The following is a 17,026-nucleotide window of genomic DNA, read 5'->3' on the forward strand; positions in this document are numbered from 1 at the left end:
AGCCTGGTACGAGTTGAGGCTCCGACAATTGCTGTTTCGCGGGGATGGCAGGGCTAGACCGAGCGGAGTACCGCCACAATTTTGCCGAGGATTTCGGCGTGATCGCCCATGATGGGCTCGAAGTTGGTGTTGCGGGGGAGCAACCAGGTGTGGCCGTCACGCTGACGGAACACCTTGACTGTCGCTTCGTTGTCGAGCATGGCCGCGACGATCTCGCCGTTCTCCGCCGTCTTCTGCTGTCGTACGACCACCCAGTCGCCATCGCAGATGGCGGCGTCAATCATTGACTCACCGACGACCTTGAGCATGAAGAGGTCGCCCTTGCCCACGAGCTGGCGAGGAAGCGGGAAGATCTCATCGATCTGCTGGTCCGCGGTGATCGGGATGCCGGCGGCGATGCGACCGACAAGCGGAACCATCGCTGCGTCACCGATCTGCGCGTTCGACGCCGACGAATCGGCATCGCCGACCGAGTTGTCGTCGGTGGACTGCGGCAGCTCGATGAGGATTTCGAGTGCACGCGGACGGTTGGGGTCGCGACGCAGGTAGCCGCTCAACTCCAATTGGTTGAGCTGGTGAGTCACGCTCGAGAGCGAGGCGAGCCCGACGGCATCGCCGATCTCGCGCATGCTCGGCGGATAACCGCGGCTGCTGACCGAACGCGAGATCACGTCGAGAATTGCCAGTTGCTTCTCGCTCAGGCTCTTTCGGCGACGGGTGCCGCCGCGTTCGCGGGGGCCGCTTGTCTCTTTCGTCATGTCACTCGCTCCTCGTGCCGATGTTGTGCGTCTCAAACTGCGCCACTGCTCAGACCGCGCCGCTACTCCTGCGGCAGCGACGGCCGTTCCGTTCGAATGTCAGAGGTGTCTGGTTGTGTTCGATCCGTCAAGAAAAACTGTATCCCCGCACCCCGGGAAAACAAACACTTCTTCGAGTGTGTTGCCCGATTGTTTCGAAGAACAACCGTAAAGAGGCTTGATTCTTCGAACAATCGAATATATATTCGGAACATAGATTCGGATGCGACTCCCTTCCCCGGGAGCCGGACCCGTACTTACCAGGAGGTTCAACATGAGCACAGCAGTCAGCACGGCAGCTCCGCACGGCTCCATTGGCACCACCCGTCTGCGTCTGACCCGACGTGGTCGTATTGTTTTCAGCACGATGGCGGCACTCCCGCTCGTTGTCGGCGCCTTCGTCGTCACCATCAACGGGGGAGCGGCAATCGCTTCCAACGGCACCGGCGGTACGGCCACGTTCGACTACGTCACCGTCTCGGCCGGTCAGTCCCTCTGGCAGCTCGCCGAGACCATCGCCCCCGAAGCGGACCCGCGCGATGTCATCGCTGACATCGTCGCCCTCAACCAGCTTGACTCAGCCTCCGTCGAGCCCGGCCAGCGCCTCGCTCTTCCGGCCACCGACTAGTCAGCACCACCCCGGCTGCGCTGCCGGACCCGCCCGGCCCCTGCCCCGTGTTCTGGTGTCGGCATCTCGCCTTTGACGCCCACGGCGGCCCGGTAATATTGCTCGGGTGACCAGCCTCAATGACCTTCCCCTGCGCGACAATCTGCGCGGACTCGTTCCCTATGGTGCCCCGCAACTTCACGTTCCGGTGGCCCTCAACGTGAACGAGAACACGCATCTGATTCCCGAGGCTGTTGCTCACGACATCGTCGCCTCTCTCGCTCGCGCGATCCTGACCGTCAACCGGTACCCCGACCGCGAATTCACCGAGCTCCGCGAGAACCTCGCCGTCTACCTCGGTCACGGCCTCACCCCCGAGAACATCTGGGCGGCGAACGGCTCGAACGAAGTGATCCAGCAGGTACTGCAGGCGTTCGGCGGCCCCGGCCGCAGCGTGCTGGGATTCTCGCCGACCTATTCGATGTACCAGATTCTTGCCTCCGGCACCGGCACCGACTGGATTGCCGGAGAGCGGGATGCCGACTACGAGCTGTCCCCGGAGACCGCCGTCGAGTGGGTCACGAAGACCAACCCCTCGCTGGTCTTCCTGTGCTCACCGAATAACCCCACCGGCACGCCGCTCTCGCTGGAGACCATTGCCGCCGTCTACGACGCCACCGACGGCATCGTTCTCGTCGACGAGGCCTATGCCGAGTTCGCGGCCGACGGGGAGGCATCCGCTCTGACACTGCTCGAGGGGCGCCCGCGCCTGCTTGTCTCGCGGACCATGAGCAAGGCTTTCGCTTTCGCCGGCGCCCGCGTCGGCTACCTGGCGGCCGACCCGGCGGTGACGGATGCGATGCGCCTGGTTCGACTGCCGTACCACCTGTCGGCGCTGACGCAGGCCGCGGCGAACGCGGCGCTCGCGCACACGCCGGAGATGCTTTCGATGGTCGACGACATCCGGGTGCAGCGGGATCGCATCGTGACTGAGCTTCGGAACCTCGGTTACTCACCGCACCGCAGCGGCAGCAACTTCGTGCTGTTCGGTGGGGTCGACGACCCGAAAGCCACGTTCCAGGCGCTCCTCGACCAGGGCGTGCTGATCCGCGACATCGGCATCCCGAACCACCTGCGCGTGAGTGCGGGAACCGAAGCGGAGACGACAGCCTTCCTGAGCGCGCTGGCGGGCCTGCGTGTCGCGCCCGGCGCAGCCGAATAGGCTAGCGGTATGACTTCTTCCGCCGTGTCCACCGCCCCCCGCGTCGCGCAGATCACCCGCGCGACGAGCGAGTCGAGCATCGAGCTCAGCATCAACCTCGACGGCACGGGGGTCAGCGACATTCAGACGTCGGTTCCGTTCTACGACCACCTGCTCACGGCGTTCGCCAAGCACTCGTTGACCGACCTCACCGTGCGGGCCACCGGTGACGTCGAGATCGACGTGCACCACACCGTCGAAGACATCGGCATCGCGCTCGGTCAGGCGATCAAGCAGGCGCTCGGCGACAAGTCGGGCATCTCACGATACGGCGACGCCCTCGTTCCGCTCGACGAGGCGCTCGTGCAGGCCGTCGTCGACATCTCCGGTCGCCCCTACCTCGTGCACACGGGGGAGCCGGCCGGGTTCGAATTCCACCTCATCGGCGGCCACTTCACCGGTTCGATGGTGCGCCACGTCTTCGAGGCCATCAGCTACAACGCGGCGCTGACGGTGCACGTCACCGTGCTGGGCGGGCGCGACCCGCACCACATCGCCGAGGCCGAGTTCAAGGCATTCGCGCGCGCGTTCCGCCAGGCCAAGGCGCTCGACCCGCTGGTCGTGGGCATCCCGTCGACGAAGGGCGCGCTGTGACCTCCGTCGTCGTCTTCGACTATGGGACCGGCAACATCCACTCGGCGGCCAAAGCGCTCGAGCAGGCCGGTGCCGACGTCACCCTGACCTCCGACCGCAAGGTCGCGCTCGAGGCCGACGGCCTCGTCGTCCCCGGTGTCGGCGCGTTCAGCGCCGTGATGAAGTCGCTCAAGGATGTCTATGGCGACGAGATCATCGACCGCCGCCTCGCCGGTGGCCGGCCGGTGCTCGGCATCTGCGTGGGCATGCAGGTCATGTTCGAGCACGGTGTCGAACGCGGCGTCGACACGGAAGGCCTCGGCGAATGGCCCGGCACCGTGACCCAGCTGAAGGCCCCGGTGCTTCCGCACATGGGCTGGAACACCGTCGAGGCCCCCGAAGACTCTGTACTTTTTCGCGGTCTTGCCGACGAGCGGTTCTACTTCGTGCACTCCTATGCCGCGCAGGAGTGGACGCTTGACGTGCAGCCGCCGTTCCCGGCCCCACAACTGACCTGGGCCGACCACGGCGGCCGATTCCTGGCCGCGATCGAGAACGGTCCGCTCACCGCAACACAGTTCCACCCGGAAAAATCCGGCGAGGCGGGCATCCGCCTGCTGTCCAACTGGCTGGAGTCCCTGCGCACCTCATAGTGCCGGGCCGGGTGGAGGCTGGCACTGCTTCATTCGGACCAGTTGTGACAGGCGCCGCCCAGTGCGCGCGAGTAGTATCGAGTGTTCATTTCGGCCGCCGATGTGCAGCCATCCCGATTGAGGAAATCCCCATGAGTGAGTTCAACACCACCCCGCGTCTCGTGCTGCTGCCCGCCGTCGATGTGGCCGGCGGAAAGGCCGTGCGGCTCACGCAGGGCGAAGCCGGCACCGAGACCAACTACGGCGACCCGGTTGACGCCGCCGCCGATTGGGCAGACCAGGGCGCCGAGTGGATTCACCTCGTCGACCTCGACGCCGCATTCGGCCGGGGCAACAACACGAGCGTGATCAAGAAGGTCATCAAGCAGGTTCGCGGCGTCAACGTCGAGCTGTCGGGCGGCATTCGCGACGACGAGTCGCTCGAAGCGGCACTCGGCACCGGCGTCAAGCGCATCAACCTCGGCACCGCGGCTCTGGAGAATCCCGAGTGGGCGGCCAGCGTGATCGCACGTTATGGCGAGGCCATCGCCGTCGGTCTCGACGTGCGCGGCACCACCCTTTCGGCCCGCGGCTGGACCAAAGACGGCGGCGACATCTGGCAGGTACTCGAACGACTCGAAGACGCCGGTTGCGCCCGCTACGTGGTCACCGACGTCACGAAGGACGGCACCCTGCAGGGACCGAACGTCGAACTGCTGCGCCAGGTCATGGACCGCACTCACCGCCCGGTGATCGCATCCGGTGGCATCTCCAGCCTCGACGACCTGGTCGAACTGCGCCAGCTCGTGCCCCAGGGGCTCGAGGGCGCCATCATCGGCAAGGCACTCTACGCGGGTGCGTTCACGCTGCCTGAGGCGCTGGATGTCTCCGGCTCATAACCTCGGCTCCACCGGCCGCCCGGGCGGACCCGCCGACTCGGCAGGCCAGCCCTGGGCCGGCCGCGAGTTCGAACCCAACGAGCACGCCGAAGACGACGGCACGATGCCGCCGGTACTCGGGGAGGCGCTGCGGGCCTTCCGCGCGCGCGAAGTCGGTGAAGAGAATGTCATCGACGCGCTTCGGGGTTCACGTCTGCTGATCCCGCTGATCGCCGAGCTCGGTGAAGCCGGAACCAGTGAGCACGGTCTGACGATCGACAAAAGCCAGGAGCTCTCGATCATCACCGTGGCGGGGCCCGACGGGCGCAATGTGATGCCCGTCTTCACCTCGGCGGCCGCGATGGCGGCCTGGAACCCCGCCGCGCGCCCGGTGCCGGCGGATGCGGTGCGGGTGGCGTTGGCCGCGGCGCAGGAAGAAACAGATTTGGTGGTGCTCGACCCGATCGCTCCCACCGAGTTCGTGGTGCGTCGGCCGGCTCTCTGGGCAATCGCGCAGAGTCTGCCGTGGACACCCAGTTACGCGAGTCGCGCGGTGGCTGCCGCCTTCGAGGAGTCGATCGCGACCGAACTCTCGGTGCTCAGCGTCACCCTCGTGGCCGGGGATCCGGATTCCCGGCTCGCCGGACCGGAACTGATCGTGCGGTTGGAGCTGATCGACGGACTGACCCAGGCCGATCTCGACGCCGTGCTCGCCCGCCTGGCTGCGCGCTGGTCGGCCAGCGACGTCATTGCGACCGGGGTGGACTCGCTCAAGGTGCAGCTGATCGCGTCGGTGTAGCCAGCAGCGCTGTGCCATGCGGGCAGTCGATGCGACCGAATTCCTCTAGGGAATGTCGGGGGAGTCGATCAGGATGGTGACATGGACTCGCTCAGTGGACGATTCTCGCCTGCGACACTGGCCTGGTTCGGCGAGGCGTTCGCGGCTCCGACCGAGGTGCAACTCGGTGCCTGGGATGCGATTTCCCGTGGCTCGCACGCCCTGGTCGTTGCCCCCACGGGGTCGGGGAAGACCCTGGCGGCATTCCTCTGGGCGATTGACCGGCTCGCCGGACAGGCCAGTGCAGCAGGACCGGCCAGTGCAGCAGGACCGGCCAGTGCAGCAGGACCGGCCAGTGCAGCAGGACAGGCCAGTGCAGCAGGACAGGCCAGTGCAGCAGGACAGGCCGACGGCTCCCGCTCGGCCGGCTCAGCGCGCGACGCCGATCATCCGGCCAGACCCGGCACCCGCGTGCTGTATATCTCGCCGCTCAAGGCGCTGGGCGTCGATGTTGAACGCAACCTGCGGGCACCGCTGATTGGAATCGAGCGGGCCGCACGCCGTTTGGGCGCCGAACCCCCACTTGTCACGGTTGGGCTGCGCTCTGGCGATACGCCGAGCTCAGAGCGGCGGCGGCTGATCAAGAACCCGCCAGACATCCTGATCACGACGCCGGAGTCGTTGTTCCTCATGCTCACCTCGGCGGCGCGCGACACTCTGCGCGCCGTCGACACCGTGATCGTCGACGAGATTCATGCCGTCGCCGCGACGAAGCGCGGCGCGCACCTCGCTGTGTCGCTCGAGCGCCTCGACGCATTGCTTGAGCGGCCGGCGCAGCGGATTGGTCTCTCTGCCACCGTGCGTCCCCCGAGCGAGGTCGCCCGCTTCCTGTCGGCGGCTGCGCCGGTCGAGATCGTCGCGCCGGCCAGCGGGAAGCGCTTCGACCTCTCCGTCGTTGTGCCCGTTGACGACATGAGCCAGATCAGCCCGCCGGCCGAGCGAGAGGGCAGCGCTGCGGCAGCCGCTCCCCAAGCCGGTTCCATCTGGCCGCATGTTGAGGAGGCGATCGTCGACCAAATCCTGGCGCATACGTCGGCGATCGTGTTTGCGAATTCCCGGCGGCTGGCCGAGCGTCTCACCGCGCGGTTCAACGAGATCTACGCAGAACGCCAGGAGCTGGTTTCGGCCGGCGTGCCCGCGCCCGCCCTCGTGACAGAGACCCGGTCGGCCGCGCCCCACCACGCCCCGGCCGAGCTGATGGGGGCTGCCGGTCAGACCTTCGGTGCGGAGCCGCTTCTCGCCCGGGCTCACCACGGGTCGGTGAGCAAGGAGCAACGCGCCCAGATCGAGGATGACCTGAAGTCCGGACACCTCCGGTGCGTGGTGGCCACCTCCAGCCTGGAGCTCGGGATCGACATGGGCGCCGTCGACCTGGTCGTGCAGGTGGAGTCGCCCCCCTCAGTCGCCAGCGGCTTGCAGCGCGTGGGGCGGGCCGGTCATCAGGTGGGGGAGATCTCCCGCGGCATCATCTATCCGAAGCATCGGGCCGACCTCATTCATTCCGCTGTCGCAGCAGAGCGGATGACCACGGGCATGATCGAATCGATCGCCGTCCCGACCAACCCGCTGGACATCCTCGCGCAACAAACGGTGGCGGCCTGCGCGCTCGAACCGATCGACGCCGAGGTATGGCTCGCGACGCTCCGCCGCAGTGCGCCATTCCAGACACTGCCCCGCTCCGCCTACGAGGCCACCCTCGATCTGCTCGCCGGGCGGTATCCCTCCGACCAGTTCGCAGAGTTGCGCCCCCGCATCATCTGGGATCGCGACACAGGCACGTTGACCGGCCGCCCCGGCGCGCAACGTCTCGCCGTCACCAGCGGCGGCACAATCCCCGATCGCGGGCTATTCGGCGTGTTCATGATCGGTGCGACCGACTCGGCGGCCAGTCAGGGCCGCAGGGTGGGCGAACTCGACGAGGAGATGGTCTACGAATCGCGCGTCGGGGATGTCTTCGCGCTTGGCACGACGAGCTGGCGCATCCAGGAGATCACGCATGATCGGGTCCAGGTCGTTCCGGCCTTCGGACAGCCGGGACGATTGCCGTTCTGGAAGGGCGATGGGCTGGGCCGCCCGGTCGAGCTGGGACAGGCCATCGGCGCGTATGTGCGTGAGCTGGCAGACGCTTCCCCTGCAGACGCGCAGGCACGGTGTGCGGCTGGCGGGCTCGACGCCCGCGCGGTCAGCAATTTGCTCGCCTTCCTCGAGGAGCAACGAGCGGCCACCGGGCATCTGCCCACAGACCGCACGCTGGTGGTCGAGCGTTTCAGGGACGAAATCGGCGACTGGCGGGTCGTGCTGCACTCTCCATTCGGCATGCAGGTGCATGCGCCGTGGGCGCTGGCTATTGGTGCGCGGGTACGCGAGCGCTTCGGCATCGACGGGAACTGCATGGCCAGCGATGACGGCATCGTGGTGCGCATCCCCGACACCGAGAACGAGCCGCCCGGCGCCGAGCTCTTCGTATTCGATCCCGATGAACTCGAACAGCTCGTGACCGACGAGGTGGGGGGCTCTGCCCTGTTCGCCTCCCGGTTCAGAGAGTGTGCCGCGCGCGCCCTGCTGTTGCCGCACTACAACCCCGGCCGCCGTTCGCCGCTCTGGCAGCAGCGCCAAAAGGCGACGCAGTTGCTCGGCGTCGCCCGCGAGTACCCGACGTTCCCCATCATCTTGGAGACCGTGCGGGAATGCCTGCAAGACGTCTACGACCTCCCGGCGCTCACCGAGATCGCACGACAGATCGCCGCCCGTTCCGTGCGCCTCGTCGAAACCAGAACGGATGTCGCCAGCCCGTTCGCGAGCACCCTGCTGTTCGGATACGTGGCGGAGTTCATGTACGAAGGCGACTCACCGCTGGCCGAACGCCGGGCGACGGCACTCTCGATCGACTCCACGCTGCTGGCCGAACTCCTCGGCCGGGTTGAGTTGCGGGAGCTCCTCGACACGACGGTGACGAACGAGACGGAGCTGGAACTCCAGCGGCTCGTCCCCGATCGCAAGGCGCGCGGGCTCGAAGGCGCCATCGACCTGCTGCGCGGACTCGGGCCGCTGACGAGCGCGGAGGTCGAACAGCGGCTGGAGAATCCGGCCGAGGCCGACGAGCACCTGCATCAGCTGGTCGTCGCGAAGCGGGCGATCCAGGTGCGGTTCGCCGGGAATGACTGGTGGGCCGCGATTGAGGATGCGAGCCGGCTGCGAGATGCGCTGGGCGTGCCGCTGCCACTCGGCGTCCCTGAGGCTTTCACCGAATCGGTGTCCGATCCGCTCGGCGACCTCGTCAGTCGGTATGCACGCACGCGCGGCCCGTTCACCAGCTCAGATGTCGCCCTCCGGTTCGGTCTGGGCGCTGCTGTGGCCGAGGTGGCGCTGCACCGACTCGCCGCGGCCCGCCGCGTCATTGAAGGCGAGTTCCACCCCCTGCGAAACGGTGCAGAGTGGTGTGACAGCGAGGTGTTGCGGCGGCTCCGCCGCCGTTCGCTGGCTGCGCTCAGGCGCGAGGTGGAACCTGTCGACCAGGTGGCCATCGGCCGATTCCTGCCGGCCTGGCAACACGTGGGAGGAGCGCTGCGGGGAATCGACGGGGTCGCCTCCGTCATTGAGCAGCTCGAAGGCGTGCGGATCCCGGCGTCGGCGTGGGAATCCCTGGTGTTGCCCGCACGGGTGTCCGACTATTCACCGACGATGCTCGACGAGTTGACGGCCACCGGCGAAGTGTTGTGGGCCGGGGCAGGCACGCTGGCCGGCAATGACGGTTGGGTGAGCCTGCACCTGGCGGAGACCGCGCCGCTCAGTCTGTCGTTGCTGCCCGACGTGGAGACCACGCCACTTCAGCGGGAGGTGCTGACCACGCTAGGCGGCGGGGGTGCCTTCTTCTTCCGCCAGCTCGCCGATGCGGTGGGCAGCCAGGACGACACCGAACTGGTCACTGCGCTCTGGGACCTCGTCTGGGCCGGGCTGGTGAACAATGACACCTTCGCCCCCATTCGCGCGCTCCTCGCGGGCGGGCATACCGCTCATCGCCCGAGCAGACCGACGCCGCGCTCACGCCTGCACCGGGGGCGAGCGCTGCCGAGGCCGACCATGCCGACCCGCGCCGGCCCGCCAACGGTCGCCGGGCGCTGGTCGATCGTGCCGCTGGCCGAGCAGTCGCCCACGGTCAGAGCTCATGCGCTGGGGGAGACACTGCTCGAACGCTATGGCGTGGTGACCAGGGGCGCGGTGATGAGCGAGGGAATCACGGGTGGGTTCGCGCTCGTGTATCGCACGCTCTCCGGCTTCGAAGAACTCGGCCGCGCTCGCCGTGGATACTTCGTCGATGGACTCGGCGCTGCCCAGTTCGCCACCGGCGGGGCGATCGACCGGCTGCGTGCGTCGCTACCCGCACCGTCAGAGCAGGAGCGCAGGCGGCAGGCAGGGCGGCTGGAGGCGGTGGCCCTCGCCGCGACGGACCCGGCGAATCCGTATGGGGCGGCGTTGGCCTGGCCAAGGCTACCGGAGGGCACCAGCCACCGTCCCGGACGCAAGGCCGGCGCGCTCGTCGTTATCGTCGAGGGTGAGCTGGCGCTCTACATCGAACGCGGAGGCAAGTCGATTCTGTCGTTCGGTGATGACGACCACGTCGTGTCCGCCGCCGCGGCGGCAGTGGCCCAACTGATCACCCGCCGGGGGGTGGCGCAGCTCGGCGTCGAAACGGTGAACGGCCAGTTCATCCTCGGCACGCAACTCGGATACGCGTTGCAGGCCGCTGGCTTTGGGGCGATTCCGCGCGGGCTGAAGATGAGGAGCTGACATGCCGGAAGTGACACCGTGTTCTACACATGACAGCTGCGTTGCCGCGCGCACGAATGCCCGGGCCGCCAGGGCGACCCGGGCATCGAGAAGGCCTGGCTAGTTGACCGGACCGGTGTACTTCTCGCCCGGGCCCTGGCCGATCGGGTCGGGGATCGCCGACGCCTCACGGAACGCCAACTGCAGCGAACGCAGTCCATCGCGCAGGCTTCGCGCGTGCATGTCTGAAATGTCGGGGGCGGATGCCGTCACCAGGCCGGCGAGGGCGGTGATGAGCTTGCGTGCCTCGTCCAGATCGAGCTGGCTCTCGGGGTCGTCGGCCAGTCCGCACTTGACCGCGGCGGCACTCATCAAGTGCACCGCAGCGGTCGTGATGACCTCAATTGCGGCGACATCGGCGATGTCCCGCGTGGCCTGCGCTGCGTCATCCTGATCAAATGTGTTACTCACTGCCATCCTCTGCTAGACTCGACGCGGCTCCGGGGCAATAGCTCCGGTACGAAAGTGGATAATCTCCCACCCGCGCTTGACCGCTTCATCAAGGTTACCGGGTAGTTTGCACTCCGCCGGCTCGGCACTGGGTTCAGTAGCGAGGCGGTAGACAGGGTGTCGTGTGTGGTTTGGCGAAATCAATTTCGTGCAAGTCATATGCGTGATTTCTCACTTCGTCACGGGCGACATCCGTCACCTGTTGTAGCCGCGAAGATTGAGAAAGAGGAGCGACGCATCAGCGATCCCCGTACAAATGACCGTATCCGCGTCCCTGAAGTTCGTCTCGTCGGCCCCGCCGGTGAGCAGATCGGGGTCGTGGCCATTGATGTTGCCCTGCGCATGGCACAGGAAGCAGATCTCGACCTCGTCGAAGTAGCTCCCACGTCTAAGCCGCCGGTTGCCAAGATCATGGACTACGGCAAATTCAAGTACGAGGCTGCGCAGAAGGCTAAAGAAGCCCGGCGCAACCAGGCGAACACGATCCTGAAAGAGGTTCGTTTCCGCCTCAAGATTGACAAGCACGACTACGAAACCAAGCGCAAGCGCGCCGAGGGCTTCCTGAAGGCCGGCGACAAGGTCAAAGCAATGATCTTGTTCCGTGGACGTGAGCAGTCACGTCCCGATCAGGGCGTACGTCTGCTTCAAAGATTTGCCGAGGATGTGGCGGAGTTCGGTTCTGTGGAATCGACCCCCACCATCGACGGTCGAAATATGGTCATGGTCATTGGCCCTCTGAAGAACAAGTCAGAGGTCAAGGGCGAGGCCCTCGCACACCGTGCTGCTGATAAAGCAGCGAAACAGGAGGAAAAGAATGCCTAAGCAGAAGACCCACTCCGGGGCCAAGAAGCGATTCAAGATCACCGGTAGCGGCAAGGTCATGAAGCAGCAGGCTGGAATGCGTCACAACCTGGAGGTCAAGTCTGCCAAGCGCAAGGCTCGCCTGAACCAGGACCAGGTCCTGTCAAAGGCTGACAGCAAGACCGCCAAGAAGCTTCTCGGTCACTAAGACCCTCGTTATCTCGTTAGGAATATAGAAAAATGGCAAGAGTAAAGAGGGCCGTCAACGCCCACAAGAAGCGTCGCGTCATCCTTGAGCGCGCCTCGGGCTACCGCGGACAGCGTTCGCGCCTGTACCGCAAGGCCAAGGAGCAGGTCACACACTCGCTGGTTTACAGCTACCGCGACCGTCGCGCCCGCAAGGGTGACTTCCGTCGCCTGTGGATCCAGCGCATCAACGCGGCATCACGTGCCAACGGCCTGACCTACAACCGTCTCATCCAGGGCCTCGGCATTGCTGAGATCAAGGTTGACCGTCGCATGCTGGCCGAGCTGGCCGTCAACGAGCCCGCCACGTTCGCGGCTCTCGTTGAGTCCGCCAAGAAGGCTCTTCCGGCTGACACCTCGGCACCTAAGGTTGCTGCGTAGTCAGACCCCCGGGCTCACGCCCGCGCTTTACCTCCGAACGGGAGCAGGCTTCACCGCCTGCTCCCGTTCTGTTTTAACGCACCTCTCAACGCACCTCGGGTTAACGCACCTCGGGCGAGAAAGCCTCAAGTAGGCTTGACCCATGCTTGATAACCCCCGTTCCCCGCGCGTTCGCGCCGTTGCCAAACTCGAAAAGCGTGCCGCTCGCTTAGAGACGGGAATGTTTCTTCTCGAAGGCCCCCAGGCTGTCTCAGAAGCACTGACCTTCCGCCCCAACCTGGTCGTTGAGTTGTTCGCCACCCCGACCGCGCTCGAGCGCTACACCGACATCGCTCAGCTGGCCACCGACGCCGGCGTCGACATCGAGTTCGTCAGCGAGCAGGTGCTCGACGCGATGGCCGACACCGTCACCCCGCAGGGTTTCGTCGCGGTCTGCCACCAGTTCCCGACCTCGGTCAAAGACATCTTCAATGACGAGCCCAAGCTCATCGCCATCCTCGAAGAGGTGCGCGACCCCGGCAACGCCGGCACGATCATCCGAGCAGCGGATGCTGCCGGTGCCGATGCCGTGATCTTCACCGGTCGCAGCGTCGACCTCTACAACCCCAAGGTTGTGCGTTCCTCCACCGGCTCGATCTTCCACCTCCCGGTCGCCGTCGGCGCCAACCTGGCCGATGTGCGCGAGCGTGCACGTGCCGCCGGGCTGCAGATTCTTGCTGCGGATGTCAAGGGTGGCGACCTCCTGGAGGCGCGCAACTCCGGCCTCCTGGCCAAGCCCACCGCCTGGCTGTTCGGCAACGAGGCGCGTGGGCTCACCGACGACGACCTGTTGCTGGCCGATACCTCGGTTTCGGTGCCGCTCTACGGCCACGCCGAGTCGATGAACCTGGCGACGGCCGCGTCGGTGTGCCTCTACGAGAGTGCCTTCGCGCAGCGCAGCTAAGCACGAGAACCCGCGCAGCACAGCAGCATCCGCGGCCATCGGTCCCGTTGCCTGAGTGATCCCACTCACACAACGGCGCCGGTGGCCGTACGCACTAAACTTGGGTCTCGTGTCAGAGCCTATGAACAGCGACCCCGCTGAAATTACTGAATCAGGCGTGAGCGCGGCTGTCGATGCCGCCCTCGCCGCCATTTCCGCAGCCACCGATTCCGCTGCCCTCAAGACCGTGCGCACCGAGCACACCGGCGAGTTTTCTCCGCTCGCGAAGTTCAACGCGCTGATGCGCAGCGTTCCCGGCGACCAGAAGGCCGCCGCCGGCAAGCTCGTCGGCGCCGCCCGAGGCCGGGTCAACCAGGCGCTCACCGCGCAGGAAACCGGGATTCTTGAGGCCGAAGCCACGGCTCAGCTCGCGGCTGAAGCCGTCGATGTGACGGCCGCCGCCTCCACCTGGACGGCCGGGGCGCGTCATCCGCTGCCCCTCTTGCAGGAGCGCATCGCCGACGTCTTCGTCGGCATGGGCTGGGAAGTCGCAGAGGGCCCGGAGCTCGAGAGCGAATGGTTCAACTTCGACGCGCTCAACTTCGACGAGGACCACCCGGCCCGCGCGATGCAGGACACCTTCTTCATCGAGCCGACCAACGCGCACCTCGTGCTGCGCACCCACACCTCGCCGGTGCAGCTGCGCGCGCTGCTCAGTCGTGAACTGCCGGTCTACGTTGTTGCCCCGGGTCGCGTGTACCGCACCGACGAACTCGACGCCACGCACACTCCGGTCTTCACCCAGATCGAGGGCATCGCCATCGACAAGGGCCTGACCATGGCTCACCTGCGCGGCACGCTCGACCACTTCGTCAAGGCGATGTTCGGCGACGAGGCCAAAGTGCGCCTGCGCCCCAACTACTTTCCGTTCACCGAGCCGAGCGCCGAGCTCGACCTGTGGCACCCGACCTTCTCCGGCGGGGCCCGCTGGATTGAGTGGGGCGGCTGTGGCATGGTCAACGCGAACGTGCTGCGCTCGGCCGGAATCGACCCCGAGGTGTACTCCGGGTTCGCGTTCGGCGTCGGCGTCGAACGGGCACTGATGTTCAGAAACGATGTAAAGGATATGCACGACATGGTCGAGGGCGATGTTCGGTTCAGCCAGCAGTACGGGATGAACGTCTGATGCGCGTTCCACTGAGTTGGCTCGGCGAGTACGTCGACCTGGAAGCCGGAACCACACCGGAAGACGTGCATGCTGCCCTGGTCAGTGTGGGCCTCGAAGAAGAAGAGATTCACCGATTCGAGGTGACCGGTCCGGTCGTCGTCGGTGAGGTGCTCGAATTCGTCGACGAACCGCAGTCCAACGGCAAGACCATCCGCTGGTGCCAGGTGCGCGTCGCGCCCGAGGGGACCGCGCTTGCCGCCGACGGCGGCCCGGCCGTCCACGGCATCGTCTGCGGAGCGCACAACTTCTTCGTCGGCGACAAGGTCGTCGTGACCCTGCCCGGCTCCGTGCTGCCCGGCCCGTTCCCGATCGCCGCCCGCAAGACCTACGGTCACGTGTCCGACGGCATGATCGCGTCGGCCCGCGAGCTCGGTCTCGGCGACGAGCACGACGGCATCCTGCGCCTGGTCGAGCTCGGCCTCGATGCGCCGGTGGGTGCGGATGCGCTGAGTTTGCTGGGTCTGGACGACGCCGCCGTCGAGGTGAACGTCACGCCCGATCGTGGCTACGCCTTCTCGATCCGCGGCATTGCTCGCGAGTACTCGCACGCGACCGGCGTGGATTTCCGCGACCCGGCGCTGTCGGTTCCACCCGTCACGGCCGCCTCCGAGTTCCCGGTCACCATCGACGATGCGGCGCCGATTCGCGGCCGCGTCGGCGCGAGTGTGTTCGTCACCCGCGTCGTGCGGGGCGTTAATCCGAGCACGCCGACCCCCGCCTGGATGATCGCCCGGCTGAAGCTGGCCGGCATGCGCTCGGTGTCGCTCGTCGTCGACGTGACGAACTATGTGATGCTCGAACTCGGCCAGCCGATCGGCGGCTACGACTTCGACAAGCTGGCCGGCGGCATGCTCGTGCGTCGCGCCCAGCCGGGCGAGAAGCTGGAGACGCTCGACGGCGTCACCCGCACGCTCAGCCCCGAAGACCTGTTGATCGCCGACGACTCCGGCCCGATCGCCCTCGCCGGCGTGATGGGCGGCGCCTCGACCGAGGTCGGCGACACCACCCGCAACGTGCTGATCGAGTCGGCGAACTTCGACCCCGTGTCGATTGCGCGTTCCGCGCGACGTCACAAGCTGCCGAGCGAGGCATCCAAGCGCTTCGAACGTGGCGTTGACCCGGAGGTCGCGATTGTTGCCGCCGCCCGTGTCGTGCAGCTGCTCGTCGAGCTTGCTGGGGGAGTGGCCGATGATCTCGGTTCGCTGCACGACGCCACGCCCGACGCCGTCGCCATCGATCTGCCGAAGGGCTTCATCTCTGGCCTGATCGGCCTGGAGTACACGGCAGAAGAGGTGCGCACCTCGCTCGCCGAGATCGGCGCCTCTCTGGCCGAAACCGCAACCGGACTTGCCGTGACGCCGCCGAGCTGGCGCCCCGACCTGACCGACAAGTGGACGCTGGCCGAAGAAGTGGCCCGCATCGTCGGCTATGACCGCATCCCGTCGGTGTTGCCGATCGCGCCTCCCGGCCGGGGGCTGACTCGCGCCCAGGTGTTGCGCCGTGCCGTCGCGACCACCCTGGCCGCCGCCGGTCACACCGAGGTGCTCGCCTACCCGTTCGTGTCGGAGAAGCAGAACGACCTCTTCGGCTCACCGGTTGCCGGCGGAGTTCCCCAGATCAAGATCGCCAACCCGCTTGACGGTGAGGTGCCGTTCCTGCGCACCTCGATCCTGCCGGGCCTGCTGCAGATCGCGCACCGCAATCGCTCGCGCGGCCTGGTGAACCTGTCGATCTTCGAACAGGGCCTGGTCTTCCGTCCGGAGCCCGGCGTGACTTACGGCGCGGCCACCCTGCCCGCCGGCGCGGTACGCCCGAGCGCGGCCCTCGAGGACGAGCTGAACGCGGGCATCCCGCCGCAGCCGCACTTCGTCGGCGTCGTGCTCACCGGCAACGTGGTCACCCACCAGCCCGGCCAGACTCCGATCGCGGCCAGCTGGGAAGACGCCCTCGCCGCGGTGCAGCAGATTGCCCTCGCGACCGGTGCCCACATCGGCGTGCGCCAGGGCAGCCACCAGGCGATGCACCCGGGTCGCACCGCCGAACTGTTCGTGAGCGTGGAGGGCGAAGATGTGGTCGTCGGATACGCCGGCGAGCTGCTGCCCGCCGTCGCCCGCGCGGCCGAGCTTCCGAGCGTTGTCGGCGTTGCCGAACTCGACCTGTCACTGATCATCGAGCTGAGCGATCCGCAGATCGTCGCCAGCCCGATCGGCACGAAGCCGGCGGCGACGCAGGACCTGTCGCTCGTCGTCGACGCCTCGGTGCCGGCCGGCGACGTTCTCACCGCCGTGCAGGATGGCGCGGGTGCATTGCTCGAGCACATCGAACTCGTCGACGACTACCGGGGCGCCGGCGTTCCGTCGGGTCTCAAGTCGCTCACCTTCGCACTGCGCTTCCGGGCGCCGGATCGCACGCTGACCGCGGCAGAGGCCAGTGCGGCCAAGCTCGACGGCGTCTCCGTCGCGGCGGCGCGTTTCAACGCAAGCTTGCGCGAGTAGTCCACGTAATCCCAAGCAATCCCACGTAATCCCAACGGGCCGAACCTGGCCCGTCGCATCCGCCGAGTTTGACACTTGCGGTCGAGTTTG

15 protein-coding genes are annotated in these 17,026 nt (G+C 66.7%); 13 read left to right on the forward strand and 2 right to left on the reverse strand.

Going from position 1 to position 17,026, the window contains the following annotated elements; all coding sequences use genetic code 11:
* Positions 1 to 53 precede the first annotated feature (53 nt).
* Positions 54 to 758: a transcriptional repressor LexA gene (lexA, locus tag AC1DCF_RS11520; RefSeq protein ID WP_441789955.1), complete on the reverse strand. Its 705-nt coding sequence runs from the start codon at positions 756 to 758 to the stop codon at positions 54 to 56.
* A 313-nt stretch (positions 759 to 1,071) separates the two neighbouring features.
* Here lexA and AC1DCF_RS11525 point away from each other — a divergent pair, with 313 nt between their 5' ends.
* The 7 genes from AC1DCF_RS11525 to AC1DCF_RS11555 all read left to right on the forward strand — a co-directional run bounded on the left by AC1DCF_RS11525 (position 1,072) and on the right by AC1DCF_RS11555 (position 10,374).
* Entirely contained in the window at positions 1,072 to 1,425 is a 354-nt protein-coding gene (locus tag AC1DCF_RS11525; protein ID WP_477211138.1) for a LysM peptidoglycan-binding domain-containing protein, read from the forward strand.
* Positions 1,426 to 1,531: 106 nt separating this feature from the next.
* A complete protein-coding gene (locus AC1DCF_RS11530; protein WP_477211139.1) occupies positions 1,532 to 2,626 on the forward strand; it encodes a histidinol-phosphate transaminase in 1,095 nt (364 codons plus the stop codon).
* 9 nt (positions 2,627 to 2,635) lie between these two features.
* Positions 2,636 to 3,259, forward strand: a complete 624-nt coding sequence (gene hisB / locus AC1DCF_RS11535; protein ID WP_441789952.1) for an imidazoleglycerol-phosphate dehydratase HisB — start codon at positions 2,636 to 2,638, stop codon at positions 3,257 to 3,259.
* A complete protein-coding gene (hisH, locus tag AC1DCF_RS11540; protein WP_477211140.1) occupies positions 3,256 to 3,891 on the forward strand; it encodes an imidazole glycerol phosphate synthase subunit HisH in 636 nt (211 codons plus the stop codon). The genes hisB and hisH overlap by 4 nt, the downstream gene beginning before the upstream one ends.
* Positions 3,892 to 4,022: 131 nt before the next feature.
* Positions 4,023 to 4,769, forward strand: coding sequence for a bifunctional 1-(5-phosphoribosyl)-5-((5-phosphoribosylamino)methylideneamino)imidazole-4-carboxamide isomerase/phosphoribosylanthranilate isomerase PriA (gene priA, locus AC1DCF_RS11545; RefSeq protein ID WP_477211141.1), 747 nt, complete (start codon positions 4,023 to 4,025; stop codon positions 4,767 to 4,769).
* Positions 4,753 to 5,547, forward strand: coding sequence for an SseB family protein (locus AC1DCF_RS11550; RefSeq protein ID WP_477211142.1), 795 nt, complete (start codon positions 4,753 to 4,755; stop codon positions 5,545 to 5,547). The genes priA and AC1DCF_RS11550 overlap by 17 nt, the downstream gene beginning before the upstream one ends.
* An 81-nt stretch (positions 5,548 to 5,628) precedes the next feature.
* Positions 5,629 to 10,374 carry an ATP-dependent helicase gene (locus AC1DCF_RS11555; protein WP_477211143.1) on the forward strand — a complete coding sequence of 1,582 codons (4,746 nt, stop codon included), beginning with the start codon at positions 5,629 to 5,631 and terminating at the stop codon, positions 10,372 to 10,374.
* A 99-nt stretch (positions 10,375 to 10,473) separates the two neighbouring features.
* Here AC1DCF_RS11555 and AC1DCF_RS11560 read toward each other — a convergent pair whose 3' ends face one another.
* The gene (locus AC1DCF_RS11560) at positions 10,474 to 10,824 is read right to left on the reverse strand and encodes a DUF1844 domain-containing protein (RefSeq protein WP_345069105.1); all 351 of its coding nucleotides are present in this window, start codon (positions 10,822 to 10,824) and stop codon (positions 10,474 to 10,476) included.
* A 198-nt stretch (positions 10,825 to 11,022) separates the two neighbouring features.
* Between AC1DCF_RS11560 and infC the strand changes: the two genes are divergently transcribed.
* From infC to pheT, 6 genes are all read left to right on the forward strand, one after another.
* On the forward strand, positions 11,023 to 11,685 hold the full coding sequence (gene infC, locus AC1DCF_RS11565) for a translation initiation factor IF-3 (protein WP_441789947.1): 663 nt from the start codon (positions 11,023 to 11,025) through the stop codon (positions 11,683 to 11,685).
* Positions 11,678 to 11,872: a 50S ribosomal protein L35 gene (gene rpmI / locus AC1DCF_RS11570; RefSeq protein ID WP_179577345.1), complete on the forward strand. Its 195-nt coding sequence runs from the start codon at positions 11,678 to 11,680 to the stop codon at positions 11,870 to 11,872. The genes infC and rpmI overlap by 8 nt, the downstream gene beginning before the upstream one ends.
* A gap of 32 nt (positions 11,873 to 11,904) precedes the next feature.
* Positions 11,905 to 12,291 (forward strand): 50S ribosomal protein L20, encoded by a 387-nt coding sequence (gene rplT / locus AC1DCF_RS11575; RefSeq protein ID WP_441789946.1) that lies wholly within the window; start codon positions 11,905 to 11,907, stop codon positions 12,289 to 12,291.
* Positions 12,292 to 12,433: 142 nt separating this feature from the next.
* Positions 12,434 to 13,234 (forward strand): TrmH family RNA methyltransferase, encoded by an 801-nt coding sequence (locus AC1DCF_RS11580; protein ID WP_441789945.1) that lies wholly within the window; start codon positions 12,434 to 12,436, stop codon positions 13,232 to 13,234.
* 121 nt (positions 13,235 to 13,355) lie between these two features.
* Positions 13,356 to 14,399 carry a phenylalanine--tRNA ligase subunit alpha gene (pheS, locus tag AC1DCF_RS11585; RefSeq protein WP_477211161.1) on the forward strand — a complete coding sequence of 348 codons (1,044 nt, stop codon included), beginning with the start codon at positions 13,356 to 13,358 and terminating at the stop codon, positions 14,397 to 14,399.
* A complete protein-coding gene (gene pheT, locus AC1DCF_RS11590; protein WP_477211144.1) occupies positions 14,399 to 16,936 on the forward strand; it encodes a phenylalanine--tRNA ligase subunit beta in 2,538 nt (845 codons plus the stop codon). The genes pheS and pheT overlap by 1 nt, the downstream gene beginning before the upstream one ends.
* Positions 16,937 to 17,026 lie beyond the last annotated feature (90 nt).

It is taken from the genome of Leifsonia sp. 10L418 (assembly GCF_056395445.1).

Coding starts and splice junctions, on each gene's coding strand:
- infC (WP_441789947.1), top strand. CDS start 11,023: ATGCGTGATTTCTCACTTCGTCACGGGCGACATCCGTCACCTGTTGTA.
- hisB (WP_441789952.1), top strand. CDS start 2,636: ATGACTTCTTCCGCCGTGTCCACCGCCCCCCGCGTCGCGCAGATCACC.
- rpmI (WP_179577345.1), top strand. CDS start 11,678: ATGCCTAAGCAGAAGACCCACTCCGGGGCCAAGAAGCGATTCAAGATC.
- pheT (WP_477211144.1), top strand. CDS start 14,399: ATGCGCGTTCCACTGAGTTGGCTCGGCGAGTACGTCGACCTGGAAGCC.
- AC1DCF_RS11550 (WP_477211142.1), top strand. CDS start 4,753: ATGTCTCCGGCTCATAACCTCGGCTCCACCGGCCGCCCGGGCGGACCC.
- priA (WP_477211141.1), top strand. CDS start 4,023: ATGAGTGAGTTCAACACCACCCCGCGTCTCGTGCTGCTGCCCGCCGTC.
- AC1DCF_RS11525 (WP_477211138.1), top strand. CDS start 1,072: ATGAGCACAGCAGTCAGCACGGCAGCTCCGCACGGCTCCATTGGCACC.
- AC1DCF_RS11555 (WP_477211143.1), top strand. CDS start 5,629: ATGGACTCGCTCAGTGGACGATTCTCGCCTGCGACACTGGCCTGGTTC.
- rplT (WP_441789946.1), top strand. CDS start 11,905: ATGGCAAGAGTAAAGAGGGCCGTCAACGCCCACAAGAAGCGTCGCGTC.
- lexA (WP_441789955.1), bottom strand. CDS start 758: ATGACGAAAGAGACAAGCGGCCCCCGCGAACGCGGCGGCACCCGTCGC.
- pheS (WP_477211161.1), top strand. CDS start 13,356: ATGAACAGCGACCCCGCTGAAATTACTGAATCAGGCGTGAGCGCGGCT.
- AC1DCF_RS11580 (WP_441789945.1), top strand. CDS start 12,434: ATGCTTGATAACCCCCGTTCCCCGCGCGTTCGCGCCGTTGCCAAACTC.